We start from the raw sequence: 13,550 nt of genomic DNA, 5'->3' as shown, positions 1-13,550 counted from the left end.
GTGGACACGATTGCCAGCCTCTTCAGCTTTATCACCACACCTGTCTCGTGGATCATCGTCCAGTTCCACTCGCTGTACGGGAAGATCTTCGGTCCCGACACGGGCTGGGCCTGGGGTCTGTCCATCGTGTCCCTGGTGATCCTGATCCGTATCTGCCTGATCCCGCTCTTCGTGAAGCAGATCAAGGCGACTCGTGGCATGCAGACGCTGCAGCCCGAGATGAAGAAGATCCAGGAGCGCTACAAGAACGACAAGCAGCGCCAGTCCGAAGAGATGATGAAGCTGTACAAGGAGACGGGTACCAACCCGCTCTCCTCGTGCCTTCCGATTCTGGCGCAGTCCCCGTTCTTCTTCGCCCTGTACCACGTGCTCAACAGCATCGCGACGGGCAAGACGATCGGCGCGATCGACGAGCCGCTGCTCGCCAGCGCCCGTAAGGCCCACATCTTCGGTGCCCCGCTGGCCGCCAAGTTCACGGACAGCGCAAGCGACCTCGCGGCCCTCGGTGCCTCGCTGACCGACGTCCGCGTCGTAACCGCGATCATGATCATCCTGATGTCGGCCTCGCAGTTCTTCACGCAGCGCCAGCTGATGACGAAGAACGTCGACATGAGCGTGAAGACGCCGTTCATGCAGCAGCAGAAGATGCTGATGTACGTCTTCCCCATCATGTTCGCCGTCTTCGGTATCAACTTCCCCGTCGGTGTTCTCGTCTACTGGCTGACCACCAACGTGTGGACCATGGGCCAGCAGATGTACGTCATCCGCCAGAACCCCACCCCGGGCTCCAAGGCGCAGGCCGCCTTCCTTGAACGTCTGCAGTCCAAGCTGGTGAAGAACAACGGCGAGAAGCTCCGCCGCGGTGAGAAGAACATCATCAAGGCGATCGTCGCCAAGGGCCGCGACCGCAATGAGAACGAGCGCAAGTTCATCAACGGCCTGAGCAAGGCCGGCCTGGCGGCCAATGCCGAGGGCCTGGTGACGAAGAGCGACAGCGCGGTGGCGGTGCTCGATGGTGAGGACGGGGCGGCTCCTGCCGGTGCGGCCAAGCGTCAGCAGCCCAAGCGGCAGTCCAAGTCGCAGCGTCAGTCCGGCGCCTCCCAGCAGGTCTCGAAGAGCGACGACGAGCCGAAGACCTCGCTGACGAAGTCCGACGAGCCGCAGGACGCCAAGCCCAAGACCCCTGCCAAGCCGGCCGCTGCGAAGCAGCAGCCCTCCGCCGGTGCCCGCAGCAAAGCCAAGTCCGGACAGCGCAAGGGCCAGCAGCGGCCCAAGCACCCGTCCAAGAAGTAAGAAGGAGTTCTTCCGTGACGGACGGCACCACCACCGAGGCCGCTGCCGAGGCCGGCGACACCCTCACCCGCCTCGAGCAGGAGGGTGAGATCGCAGCTGACTACCTCGAGGGTCTGCTCGACATCGCCGATCTCGACGGCGACATCGACATGGACGTCGAGGCCGACCGCGCCGCCGTGTCGATCATCAGCGACTCCGGCGGCCGCGACCTGCAGAAGCTGGTCGGCCGCGACGGCGAGGTCCTCGAGGCGCTCCAGGAGCTGACCCGGCTCGCGGTTCACCGTGAGACCGGTGATCGCAGCCGCCTGATGCTGGACATCGCCGGCTACCGGGCCAAGAAGCGTGCCGAGCTCTCCGAGATCGGTGCCAAGGCCGCGGCCGAGGCGAAGAGCTCCGGCGAGCCCGTGAAGCTCAAGCCGATGACGCCGTTCGAGCGCAAGGTCGTGCACGACGCGGTCAAGAGCGCCGGTCTGCGCAGCGAGTCCGAGGGCGAGGAGCCGCAGCGCTTCGTCGTCGTACTGCCTGCCTGATCGGTCCCTCGGCCTGATCGGTCCCGCGGTTTTCCCGGCCCCGTCTGTTCGCAGACGGGGCCGGTCTTTGTCAGCCTGATAGTGAGCCCCTGAGCGCGGTCAGCGCGTCAGCACGGTATTGCGGTACGGAAGGACGGTTCCCGTGACGGAGACGTCAGAGCTCCCCCCGTCGGAGCTCCCCCCGGCGCCCGAGCAGGCCCGAGAGGTGTTCGGTGAGCGCTTCGACGACGCCGTGCGGTACGCGGAGCTGCTTGCCGACGCGGGCGTCAAGCGCGGCCTGATCGGCCCTCGCGAGGTGCCCCGTCTGTGGGAGCGGCATCTGCTGAACTGCGCCGTGCTCTCCGAGGTGGTGCCGGAAGGCGTCACCGTCTGCGATGTCGGCTCGGGCGCCGGCCTGCCCGGTATCCCCCTGGCGCTGGTCCGCGAGGACCTCAAGATCACACTCCTTGAGCCGCTGCTCCGTCGTACGAACTTCCTCAGCGAAGTGGTCGAGCTGCTCGGCCTCGATCATGTGACGGTCGTGCGCGGCCGCGCCGAAGAGGTCATGGGCAAGCTGCCTCCCGTGCATGTGGTCACGGCGCGTGCGGTGGCACCGCTCGACCGCCTCGCCACCTGGGGCATCCCGCTGCTGCGGCCGTACGGCGAGATGCTGGCGCTCAAGGGCGACACCGCCGAGGAGGAGCTCAACGGCGCCAAGGCGGCGCTGGCCAAGCTCGGCGCCGAGAGGACCTCGGTACTGCAGGTCGGCCAGGGCATTGTGGATCCGCTGTCCACGGTCGTACGGGTCGAGGTGGGCGAGAGCCCGGGCGGCGTGCGCTTCGCAGCGAAGCGGGCGAAGGCCGCACGGGTGGGCCGGTCCCGGCGCCGACGCTGAGACTTTCGTCTCCTCGCGCTCAACGGGGCGGTAGGAGCGTGCGGGGGTTGACGTTTTGGCGCGCTGATCCGTCCTGATGACGAGCCATAGGCCACACAAGCTGCCAAACGTACGCACGCCGGAGTGTCGTGCCCTGACGTCGGTGACGCGTCGGCATCGTGTTTCACGTGAAACGTCGCTCACTGCTCCACGGGATCATCGGCCGCAGCCGAAACGCCGCGCCTCGTGATCGCAAACCCCCCGAGAGGGGGATGGAGTTCTCCACAACGGAGGATTCATCCACAGAAGACCGGGCCTCGCTGGTTCACGACCCCGAAGGCATGGGAGGCTCTGTTCATTGCGAGCCTGAAGTCGAGGAGAGTGAATCCTTGCGGTCCGACGCCAACATCGCGGGACCGATGACCGATCCGGTCCCCGGTCCCCGTACCGAGTCAGCAGGGGAGGATGTTTCACGTGAAACACCGCCCCCGATGGATGACACCCCGATTGGTCGTGCTGCCCAACTGGCGGTCGAGGCCTTGGGCCGAGCCGGCGAGGGGCTGCCCCGCCCTGAGCAAACACGTGTCATGGTCGTCGCCAACCAGAAGGGCGGCGTCGGCAAGACCACGACCACGGTCAACATGGCCGCTTCGCTTGCCCTGCATGGTGCCCGTGTCCTGGTGATCGACCTGGACCCCCAGGGCAACGCCTCCACGGCGCTGGGCATCGACCATCACGCCGAAGTCCCCTCTATTTACGACGTGTTGGTGGAGAGCAAGCCGCTCTCCGAGGTCGTGCAGCCCGTGCCGGATGTGGAAGGTCTCTTCTGCGCTCCCGCCACCATCGATCTCGCCGGTGCGGAGATCGAGCTGGTGTCCCTCGTGGCGCGGGAGAGCCGGCTGCAGCGGGCCATCCAGGCTTACGAGCAGCCGCTGGACTACATCCTCATCGACTGCCCGCCGTCGCTCGGCCTGCTCACGGTCAACGCTCTGGTGGCGGGTAACGAGGTGCTCATCCCGATCCAGTGCGAGTACTACGCGCTGGAGGGCCTCGGTCAGCTGCTGCGCAATGTCGACCTGGTCCGCGGACACCTCAACCGCGACCTGCATGTCTCGACGATCCTCCTCACCATGTACGACGGCCGGACCCGCCTTGCCTCCCAGGTGGCGGAAGAGGTGCGGAACCACTTCGGTGACGAGGTGCTGCGGACGAGCATTCCGCGCTCGGTCCGTATCTCGGAGGCCCCGAGCTACGGGCAGACGGTTCTGACTTACGATCCGGGTTCCAGCGGTGCGCTCTCGTACCTCGAAGCCGCCCGGGAAATGGCCCTGCGTGGTGTCAGCGTCCGCCTGGACAGCCCGCACGGTCAGATGGGCGCACAGAACGATCGGCACAGCATGTCGGAGGGGATCCAGTGAGCGAGCGACGTAGAGGGCTGGGGCGCGGACTTGGCGCGCTGATTCCTGCTGCTCCTACTCCGGAGAGCTCTCCGGCCCCGGGTGGCGCATCGTCTTCCCCTTCCGCGGTACCGGTTCTCACCGCAGAGCGCGGCGTGGCCGCCGCGAAGGTGGCGACGCTTCCGCCGGGCAATGTTTCACGTGAAACGGAGCCGCCCGTCGAGCACGAGTCCGCCGAGATCGAAGCGCAGCGCCCCGCGGGTGCTCACTTCGCCGAGGTGCCGCTGGACTCGATCACGCCGAACCCGCGACAGCCGCGTGAGATCTTCGACGAGGACGCTCTCGCCGAGCTCGTCACCTCCATCAAGGAGGTCGGTCTCCTCCAGCCGGTCGTCGTACGGCAGTTGGGCCCCGAGCGCTACGAACTCATCATGGGTGAGCGCCGCTGGCGGGCCTCGCGTGAGGCGGGTCTCGAACGGATCCCCGCGATCGTGCGCGAGACGGAGGACGAGAAGCTTCTCCTCGACGCCCTCCTGGAGAACCTCCACCGGGCACAGCTGAACCCGATCGAAGAGGCCAACGCGTACGAGCAGCTTCTGAAGGACTTCAACTGCACGCACGATCAGCTGGCCGACCGGATCGGGCGCTCGCGCCCGCAGGTCTCCAACACGCTGCGTCTGCTGCGGCTCTCGCCGGCCGTACAGAAGCGGGTGGCGGCCGGTGTGCTCTCCGCCGGGCATGCGCGTGCGCTGCTCTCCGTGGAGGACACGGAGGAGCAGGAGCGCCTCGCCTACCGGATCGTGGCCGAGGGTCTCTCGGTGCGTTCCGTGGAAGAGATCGTCCAGCTGATGAGCGCCGACCAGAAGAAGGCGCCCAAGAGCAAGGGGCCTCGTGCCGGTACGCGGTTGTCGCCGGCGCTCACCAACCTTGCCTCGCGGCTGTCCGACCGCTTCGAGACCCGGGTGAAGGTCGACCTGGGTCAGAAGAAGGGCAAGATCGTCGTCGAGTTCGCCTCGATGGAGGATCTGCAGCGCATCCTCGGCACCCTCGCTCCCGATGAGGGCCCCGTACTGGAGGGCCCTCTGCCGGAGGATGACGGCGAGAGCTGATCGCACCGCACCTCCCTGAAGAGCGAGCCGTGTCCGGAGTGTCCGGAACGCGGCTCGCTCTTTGCTTTGTTGGCGTTTCGCGGCAATCGCAGGGTGGATACGATGCGAGCGGGTATGGCGCATCCACCCATGCACCTCAGGGAGAGGGAGGCGGGGGCCATGCGTACGGTGAGCCGCACCGGGTTGGTGACCGCGGGCCTTGGCCTGGGAGCCGTCGGCGGATTCGTCGGCAGTCTGCTCAGGGAACGGAGCGCGCTCACCGCAGCACGAGTGGCGGCAGGCGAAGGAAGTGAGGAACTGCCTTCATGGGGCGTCGGCTCGTACCGCTCACGCTGGACAACCTTCCGGACCTTCCCAAGCGCTGCCGATCTTGCGTCTTCTGGGAACTGGATCCGGTCAGTGGCCAGGCCGCGGTAAGGGCGGGCACTCCCGAGCTGGAGAAGGAAGCCTGGATCTCCGCCGTGCTCCTGGAGTGGGGCTCGTGCGGTCGTGTGGTCTATGTCGACGAGGTGCCCGTCGGCTTCGTTCTCTACGCACCGCCGGCCTATGTGCCTCGCTCCACGGCTTTCCCCACGAGCCCTGTAGCGCCGGACGCCGTCCAGCTGATGACCGGCTGGATCACCCCGGGGTATCAGGGGCAGGGACTGGGGCGGGTCATGGTGCAGACCGTGGCGAAGGATCTGCTGCGGCGGGGCTTCAAGGCGATAGAAGCCTTCGGAGACGCCCGCTGGAAGGAACCGGCGTGTGTGCTCCCCGCCGACCATCTGCTCGCCGTGGGCTTCAAGACGGTCCGTCCGCACCCGGTGCATCCGCGGCTGCGCCTTGAGCTGCGTACGACGCTCTCGTGGAAGGAGGACGTCGAGCTGGCCCTCGACCGACTCCTCGGCGCCGTGCAGAAGGAGCCTGCGCTGCGGCCGCTGTGAAACGCTTCTTGTTTCACGTGAAACGTCGAGGGGCGGGAGACCGGTCAGGTCTCCCGCCCCTCGACGTTGTAAGGCTCTCGATCTATTCGGCGATGAAGTCCGCGAGGTCGCGCTCGATCGCGGCCTTCGGCTTCGCGCCGACGATGGTCTTGGCGACCTCGCCGCCCTGGTAGACGTTGAGCGTCGGGATCGACATGACGCCGTACTTGGCGGCCGTCGCCGGGTTCTCGTCGATGTTCAGCTTGACGATCTCGATCTTGTCACCGTGCTCCGCGGCGATCGCCTCGAGGGACGGGGCGATCTGGCGGCACGGACCGCACCAGGCGGCCCAGAAGTCCACCAGTACGGGCTTGTCGCTCTTGAGCACGTCCTGCTCGAAGGAGTCGTCGGTCACGTTCTTGAGGGTGCCGGCCACGCTGGGCTCCTTAACTCGGTACTGCGGGTGGGGGAGGTGGAAGTTCAGACGGCAGCCGCGGCCGTCTCACTGTCCGCGAGGGCAGCGAGGAAGCGCTCGGCGTCTAGGGCGGAGGAGCAGCCGGTGCCGGCCGCCGTGATCGCCTGACGGTAGGTGTGGTCGACGACATCGCCGGCCGCGAAGACACCGGTGAGGTTCGTCCGCGTGGAGGGGGCCTCCACCTTCAGGTAGCCCTCCTCGTCCAGGTCGAGCTGACCCTTGAAGAGCTCGGTGCGCGGGTCGTGGCCCACCGCGATGAACAGACCCGTGACGGGCAGCTCGGAGGTCTCGCCGGTCTTCGTGTTGCGCAGGGTCAGACCGGAGAGCTTCTGCTCACCGTGGATCTCGGCGACCTCGCTGTCCCAGGCGAACTTGATCTTCGGGTCGGCGAAGGCGCGCTCCTGCATGGCCTTGGAGGCACGCAGGGAGTCACGGCGGTGGACGATGGTGACCGACTTGGCGAAGCGCGAGAGGAAGGTCGCCTCCTCCATGGCGGTGTCACCGCCGCCGACCACGGCGATGTCGTGGTCCTTGAAGAAGAACCCGTCGCACGTGGCGCACCAGGAGACACCGCGGCCCGACAGCGCGTCCTCGTTCGGCAGACCGAGCTTGCGGTGCTGGGAGCCGGTCGTGACGATCACGGCCTTGGCCTTGTGCACGGTGCCGGCCGTGTCCGTGACGGTCTTGATGTCACCCGTAAGGTCGACAGCCACGACGTCGTCCGGGATCAGCTCGGCGCCGAAGCGCTCCGCCTGGGCGCGCATGTTGTCCATGAGCTCCGGACCCATGATGCCGTCCTGGAAGCCCGGGAAGTTCTCCACCTCGGTGGTGTTCATCAGCGCACCGCCGGCGGTGACGGCGCCCTCGAACACGAGCGGCTTCAGCGACGCGCGCGCGGTGTAGAGCGCCGCCGTGTAACCGGCGGGCCCGGAGCCGATGATGATCACGTTACGGACGTCGCTCACGGGTTGATTCCTCGTCTCTGCGGACTGACTGCCTACTGCCTCGGGGGAGCCCTACCGGGACTCTCACCCCACCCAACGGATCCTACGGGGCATGCATTCCCGGCATGACCGCGTTCGGGGTGTGTTCCTGAGCCAGAGGCTCCGCAGAGCCTTGCGTTCCGTGGTGTGCCCCCTCGGGCGCGGGTCAGTTCCGTGGGAAGGAGGTCTCCAGCAGAACCTTGCCCTTGGCGGTGGACTGGTCCTCCTTGAGGCACGCGGAAGCCACCACATAGGCGGAGACCTGGCTCGCCTCCGAGGCGTGCGGGAGCACCACCAGATAGGCGGGTGCCCCCTTGTACGTCCCGCTCTCGGACGCTAGGGGCTCCTCGTCGCGGGCGATCCCCCGAGCGATGCACTCAGGGACCCCGGGGGTGTCCTTCGTGCGCGGTGTGGTGGGCGTCTCGCCGAGGGTGGAGTTCGGTCCCACGGAGTTCGACTCGGTACTGGTCCGGGCGGCCACCAGGGTTTCCACACGGGTCTTGAGGTCGCCGCCGGAGAACTTCTCTGTGGCTTGTGTGCCCGTCCCCTGGCCGCTGTCCGGCAGGAACACGAGTGTGCCGATACCGACCGCGGCAACGGTGGCGAGGGCGCCGAGCGCAGCAGCCGCCACACGACGGCGCCGCCTCGGTGTGCGACCCGGGCCTGTGGCTCCTCGCGAATGTCCCAGGGGGCGCTGTGAAGGTGATGTTTCACGTGAAACATCGGTCGCTACGTCTCGTGCGAGGGCCGTTTCACGCTCGCCGTCGCTCGATGTTTCACGTGAAACATCGAGGAGTACTTCCGTCGCCAACGCGGCATCGATCCGCGCGGCTACCTCGTCCGGCATCCTCGTCTCCGCCGGCAGGGTGCCGAGCAGCCCTCGGATCTCCTCCAGGGATGCCTGTACATCAGCGCACAGAACGCAGTCCTCGAGATGCCGGCGTACTGCAGCGGTGCGGGACGCCGAAAGAAGCCCTTCGGCGAGATCGGAGAGCTCCGAGACTTCCGGGTGCTCGGCCGTGCCGGTCGTGGATGTCACGCTCGCCCACCTCCGCCCTTCACGGCTGTTGAATCGCCCGTACCCGTATCCCGTGCTTCTGCTGCCGGTGGGACGGATGTCCCCTCGGTCCGGTTCCTTCCGGACTCCGGTTGCTCCGTGATTCTTTCGCCGACCTCTCCTGAGGGGCCTGTGTCACGGTCCCTCTCGGCACCGGCCCGGAGATGGCTGAGGAGCGGCAGCAGCCGTGCTCTGCCCCGGGCACAGCGGCTCTTCACCGTGCCGGTGGGTACATCGAGAATCCGCGCTGCCTCGGAGACGGGGTAGCCCTGCATATCCACCAGGACGAGCGCTGCCCGCTGATCAGTGGGCAGGGTGCCGAGCGCTTCGATCAGCTCGCGATGCAGATCCTGGCGCTCTGCCGGGGCCGCGGCAGACTCATGCGGCTCGAGCAGCTGCTCCAGGCGCTCGGTGTCGTCGACGGTGGAGGTCTTACGGGAAGCAGCCTTCCGTGCGCGGTCCAGACAGGCGTTGACCGTGATCCGGTGCAGCCATGTGGTGACCGCGGACTGGCCGCGGAAGGTGTGTGCGGCGCGGTACGCGGACACCAGCGCGTCCTGCACGGCGTCCGCAGCCTCCTCGCGGTCCCCCAGCGTGCGCAGCGCGACGGCCCACAGACGGTCCCGATGGCGCCCGACGATCTCCCCGAACGCCTCGGGATCGCCGGCGACATGGCGGGACAGCAGATCCTGATCGCTCATGTCGCCGTAGCCGGCGTCGTGCACCTGGAACCCCCCTCCCCCCGGAGAACCTCAGCCGCTGAACTTCACGTCCGTGATGCCTTGCTTGTAGCCGGCGCTGCTGAAGCCGTCCTGTGGCGCATGCGGCAGTGCGGTCAGCCAGAGCACGACGTACCTGGTCTTCACCGGCTTCTTCGCCTCGACCTTCGCAGAGACGCTCTGCGTCTTTGTCTTGGATCCGATCTGCTGAAGGCCGTCCACGGATCCCGGCGAGAGCGAATCGGCCGCGTAGAGCGAGATGGCCGTGTAGTTGCCGGCGAAGTGAAGCTTTATCGAGGCAGCCGAGACCTCTTGCTCCGAGCCGAGGTCGTAAACGATCCCGACACCGGGCTTTATCTTCATCTCCGGGCCGTCGATGAAGGACTTGGTCCGCCAGTACGAGGACTCGTCGCCGTCGTAGGTCTTGCCGACCTCGCCGGGCGCCTGGGCGCCACCCGAGACGACGAGTTCCCTGGCGTCCTTGATGCTCAGCGGCTTCGGCGCCTTCTGCTTGCCGTCGCCGTTCTCCTCGGACTGCTGCTGGCTGGTGCCGGGGTCACCCGAGCCGCCACGCTCCATCAGCGCGTCCGCGAGCTGCCAGCTGCCGAGGCCCAGCGCCGCGATCAGCAGAGCGGATACCCCCCACTTGAGCGCCTTCCCCGTACGGCCTTCGAGCGGTGGAGGCGGAGCGGGTACCGGCTGGGTCACACCGGGCGGCGGAGTGCGGCCGTACGAGCCTTGCTGGTACGTCGTGCGCTGATATTCGGGAGCGGCCGTGAAAGCAGGCTCCGGTGGCTTGATGCGGGGCAGCTCGGCGACCGCCTTGGCCAGCTCCTCCGGAGTGGTGCAGGGCTGCTCCAGGCGCGAGGCCGTGGCCCCGTTGTTCACCAGGGCGCGCATGGCGAGCTCGGAGAGGCCCCGGTGGACGCCTGCGCGCACCTGGTCGGGGGCGATCTGACCCGCACCCTTGGGCAGCCCGCTCAGACCGTAGGCGTCGACCTCGTACGGCCAGCGCTGCGTCAGTGACGCGTACAGGAGCGCTCCGATGGCCTCGGTGTCGTCGCGCCCCGGGGTGTCGGACTTGATGCCGCGCAGCGCGGCGTTCACGGCGAGGCCACGGATGCGGTACTGGCCGGTGGAGCTGCGCAGCACGGCGCTCGGGGTCAGGCGCAGATGCGCGAGCCCTTCGCGGTGGGCTGCCGCCATGGCCTGGGACAGCTGGCTGACGAGCTGGTACGCGTCATGCGGTTCGAGCGGTCCGGTGGCGAGCAGGGAGGTCAGCTCGGTGGCGTCGGGCAGCCACTCGTGGACCACGTAGACGAGATCGTTCTCCTCGACGGCGTCGAGGACCTGCACGAAGCGCGGGTCGCCGAGCAGTGCCGACGAACGCGCCGCCGACAGCACGGAACGGGCGCGGGGGTGGTCCGCGGGCAGCAGATGGACACCGACGGCCCGGCGCAGCTTCTCGTCCACGGCTCGCCAGCTGCTGAATCCGTCCAGACGAGTGACGCACTCTTCGAGTCGGTAGCGTCTGGCGAGCTTGTGCCCGCTGTGCAGTTCAGGGGTGCGGACCTGCGGCTGGGTGGCCGCGTCCGTCTTCGGGGTGCCTTCGTCGGCAGCCGTGTGCTCGCTGCGCTCCGCCTCGTCGGCCGTGATCTGGTCCGCCTGCGTGGTCAGCGGTTCGTTCCCGCCGCCTGCTGCCACGTCGACGGCAGCCGTGCTCCGTTCCGCCACCGTCGTTCCTGCCTCCCCATCCGTTGCACGCTGTCCGACGTCAAGCCCAATTGTGCCCACACTCCGGCGCTATGCACGACACGCGGGTACCGCCGAGGGTTGCCCTCAATCGGCCCGGTTCACCGAATGTTCAGCGGCCGAGACGTCCGCGGACCATTCCGACCATCGCGTTCATCTCCTCGATCCGCATCTTGCCGGCGGCGACGAAGAACACTCCGAGCAAGACGGCGAAGCCGACGACCAGTGCGGTGAGCGAGCCGAGGGCGCCATTGCCCAGGGCCTTCATGATCGCGTACCCAGCCGCGCCGCCGAGAACCGCAGCCGGTACGGATGCGATCCCGAGCCGGGCGTACGTACGCAGGACGTGCGATCCGTCGAGGTCACCGCCGAGCTTCACCCGCAGCCGCTTCCAGGCGACGCCGACGCCGATCGCGTAGGCGAGTCCGTACGAGGCGGCCATACCGGTGACGGCCCAGCGGTCGGGCAGCAGGAAGTAGCAGGCGGTCGAGGCCACCGCGTTGACGGCCGCCACGATCACGGTGTTGTAGAAGGGCGTCCGGGTGTCCTCGTACGCGTAGAAGGCGCGCAGGACGACGTACTGGACCGAGTACGGGATGAGTCCGAGGCCGAAGGCCATGAGCATGTAGCCCATGGAGGTCGCGGCGCTGCCGCCCGCCGAGCCGAACATCAGGGTGCACATCGGCACACCGAGGGCGACGAACGCGAAGGAGATCGGCACGATCGCGACGGCCGTCGTGCGCAGGCCCTGCGAGATGTCGTCGCGGACCGCTCCGGTGTCGTTCTCGTGCGCCGAGCGGGAGATCCGCGGCAGCAGGGCGGCCATCAGGGAGACCGTGATGATCGCCTGCGGCAGTCCCCAGATGAGCTGGGCGTTGGCGTAGGCGGCGAAACCCGTGCCGTCCTTGTCGCTGCCGGAAGCGGTGGCGAGCTGGGTGACGACGATCGCGCCGGCCTGGTTGGCGAGGACGAAGAAGATCGTCCACTTGGCGAGCTTGGCGGCCTTGCCGAGCCCCTGGCCCTTCCAGTCGAAGCGCGGGCGCAGCTTGAAGCCGGCCTCGCGCAGATACGGGATCATCGCGAGCGCCTGGACGACGAGACCGAGCAGCACACCGACGCCTAGGAGGCGGACGGCCTCCGACGGGATGGTGTCGACTGTCATTCCGCTGAACTCGGCGGTTCCGTACACCCACAGGAACATCGCCAGCGTGGCGATGATGATCACGTTGTTGAGGACCGGGGTCCACATCATCGCGCCGAACCTGCCGCGCGCGTTGAGGATCTGGCCCATCACCACGTGGACGCCCATGAAGAAGATGGACGGCAGGAAGAAGCGGAGCAGGGTGACCGCGACATCGTTCGCGGCGGGGTTGTTCGCCACCTCGACCGAAAGCGCGCGGATCAGGAGCGGCGCCGCGAACATGCCCGCGACGGTCAGGGCGCCGAGCGCGACCATCACCAGGGTCAGGAGGCGGTTGGCGTAGGCCTGGCCACCGTCCTCGTCGTCCTTCATGGCGCGGACGAGTTGGGGCACGAAGACCGAGTTCAGGCCGCCGCCGACGGTGAGGATGTAGATCATCGTGGGCAGCTGGTACGCGACCTGGAAGGTGTCGGCGAGCACGCCGAGGCCCAGGGCGGACGCGATGAGGATCGAGCGTACGAAGCCGGTGAGGCGCGAGACCATGGTGCCCGCGGCCATCACGGCGCTGGACTTCAGCAGCCCCGAGGCCCGGCCGCCCTTGCGAGCCGCGTGCGAGGCCGGCGGAGGCGGCGGGGGTGAGGCCGGGGCGGGGATCAGCGGTTCGGGGCCGGGGCGGCCGGGAACGCCGGCCTGCGGGGCACCGAAGCCGTGCTGCTCGCCGCCGTGGTGACCGGGCTGGGCGTTCCCGTACGGGCCCTGCTGCGCGTCGCCGTATTGACCGTGTTGGTTGCCGTGGGGCGGCTGCTGGTCCCGGTAGAGCCCGCCGGTCCCCTGCTGGTCCCGGTACAGGTGCGCGAAGGCGTCGGGAGCCGTGCGCTCCTCGCCCGCCTGCGTCACGAGGTCGTCCACGCCCACGAACTGGGTCGTACAGGCGTCGTCGCCGTACGGCAGCTGGCGGGACAGGCCGTCGGGCTCGGGCGGCGGGGTCTGGGCCCACACCCGCGGGTCCGGCGCGTGCTGGGCGGCGGGCGGCTGGGCGTAGAGCTGCTGGGGGTCCGGATAGGTGCCGGGAGGCGGCGGGGGGTGGGAGGCCCGGTCGTAGAGGGCCTCGGCGACCGGGTCCTGCGCTGCGAGGTCCTGCGCCCGGTACGGGTCCTGGTCGTAGGCGTCCTGGACGTACAGATCCGGGGCCGGCTGCTGCATTTCCGGGGTGGGCTGCCCTGGCGGGTACTGCCCGCCGGTCGGATCGCCGCCGCCCGCGCCCTGGCCGCGGTCACCGTCGTACGGCGCGTTCATGCTTACCCCACCTCATCGGTCCCACGGCCCACCGGCCACATCA

General features: G+C 68.1%; 12 protein-coding genes. 6 read left to right on the top strand and 6 right to left on the bottom strand.

Going from position 1 to position 13,550, the window contains the following annotated elements; translation table 11 throughout:
• From yidC to H9Y04_RS16755, 6 genes are all read left to right on the top strand, one after another.
• Positions 1-1,293 carry a membrane protein insertase YidC gene (gene yidC / locus H9Y04_RS16780; protein ID WP_187814688.1) on the top strand — a complete coding sequence of 431 codons (1,293 nt, stop codon included), beginning with the start codon at positions 1-3 and terminating at the stop codon, positions 1,291-1,293.
• A gap of 14 nt (positions 1,294-1,307) precedes the next feature.
• Positions 1,308-1,823: a Jag family protein gene (locus tag H9Y04_RS16775; protein WP_187814687.1), complete on the top strand. Its 516-nt coding sequence runs from the start codon at positions 1,308-1,310 to the stop codon at positions 1,821-1,823.
• Between the two features lie 118 nt (positions 1,824-1,941).
• On the top strand, positions 1,942-2,697 hold the full coding sequence (rsmG, locus tag H9Y04_RS16770; protein ID WP_187814686.1) for a 16S rRNA (guanine(527)-N(7))-methyltransferase RsmG: 756 nt from the start codon (positions 1,942-1,944) through the stop codon (positions 2,695-2,697).
• Positions 2,698-3,017: 320 nt separating this feature from the next.
• Entirely contained in the window at positions 3,018-4,094 is a 1,077-nt protein-coding gene (locus H9Y04_RS16765) for a ParA family protein (protein ID WP_187815083.1), read from the top strand.
• Positions 4,091-5,182 carry a ParB/RepB/Spo0J family partition protein gene (locus tag H9Y04_RS16760; RefSeq protein ID WP_187814685.1) on the top strand — a complete coding sequence of 364 codons (1,092 nt, stop codon included), beginning with the start codon at positions 4,091-4,093 and terminating at the stop codon, positions 5,180-5,182. Before H9Y04_RS16765 ends, H9Y04_RS16760 begins: the two co-directional genes overlap by 4 nt.
• A gap of 305 nt (positions 5,183-5,487) precedes the next feature.
• A complete protein-coding gene (locus H9Y04_RS16755; RefSeq protein WP_187814684.1) occupies positions 5,488-6,105 on the top strand; it encodes a GNAT family N-acetyltransferase in 618 nt (205 codons plus the stop codon).
• Positions 6,106-6,187: 82 nt separating this feature from the next.
• Here H9Y04_RS16755 and trxA read toward each other — a convergent pair whose 3' ends face one another.
• From trxA to murJ, 6 genes are all read right to left on the bottom strand, one after another.
• Positions 6,188-6,520: a thioredoxin gene (gene trxA / locus H9Y04_RS16750; protein WP_187814683.1), complete on the bottom strand. Its 333-nt coding sequence runs from the start codon at positions 6,518-6,520 to the stop codon at positions 6,188-6,190.
• Between the two features lie 44 nt (positions 6,521-6,564).
• Entirely contained in the window at positions 6,565-7,524 is a 960-nt protein-coding gene (trxB, locus tag H9Y04_RS16745; RefSeq protein WP_187814682.1) for a thioredoxin-disulfide reductase, read from the bottom strand.
• A gap of 184 nt (positions 7,525-7,708) precedes the next feature.
• Complete coding sequence (locus tag H9Y04_RS46150) at positions 7,709-8,173, bottom strand: RsmA family anti-sigma factor (protein ID WP_214661294.1); 465 nt, start codon at positions 8,171-8,173, stop codon at positions 7,709-7,711.
• Between the two features lie 404 nt (positions 8,174-8,577).
• Positions 8,578-9,300, bottom strand: a complete 723-nt coding sequence (gene sigM / locus H9Y04_RS16735; protein ID WP_187815082.1) for an RNA polymerase sigma factor SigM — start codon at positions 9,298-9,300, stop codon at positions 8,578-8,580.
• 51 nt (positions 9,301-9,351) lie between these two features.
• Positions 9,352-11,052, bottom strand: a complete 1,701-nt coding sequence (locus tag H9Y04_RS16730) for a protein kinase family protein (protein ID WP_187814680.1) — start codon at positions 11,050-11,052, stop codon at positions 9,352-9,354.
• Positions 11,053-11,182: 130 nt separating this feature from the next.
• The gene (murJ, locus tag H9Y04_RS16725; RefSeq protein ID WP_187814679.1) at positions 11,183-13,507 is read right to left on the bottom strand and encodes a murein biosynthesis integral membrane protein MurJ; all 2,325 of its coding nucleotides are present in this window, start codon (positions 13,505-13,507) and stop codon (positions 11,183-11,185) included.
• Positions 13,508-13,550 lie beyond the last annotated feature (43 nt).

It is taken from the genome of Streptomyces polyasparticus (assembly GCF_014493765.1).
In the GTDB taxonomy this organism is placed as follows: domain Bacteria; phylum Actinomycetota; class Actinomycetes; order Streptomycetales; family Streptomycetaceae; genus Streptomyces; species Streptomyces polyasparticus.
Note: the sequence above shows the minus strand (reverse complement) of the source record. Positions and strands in the feature narration are given on the sequence as shown.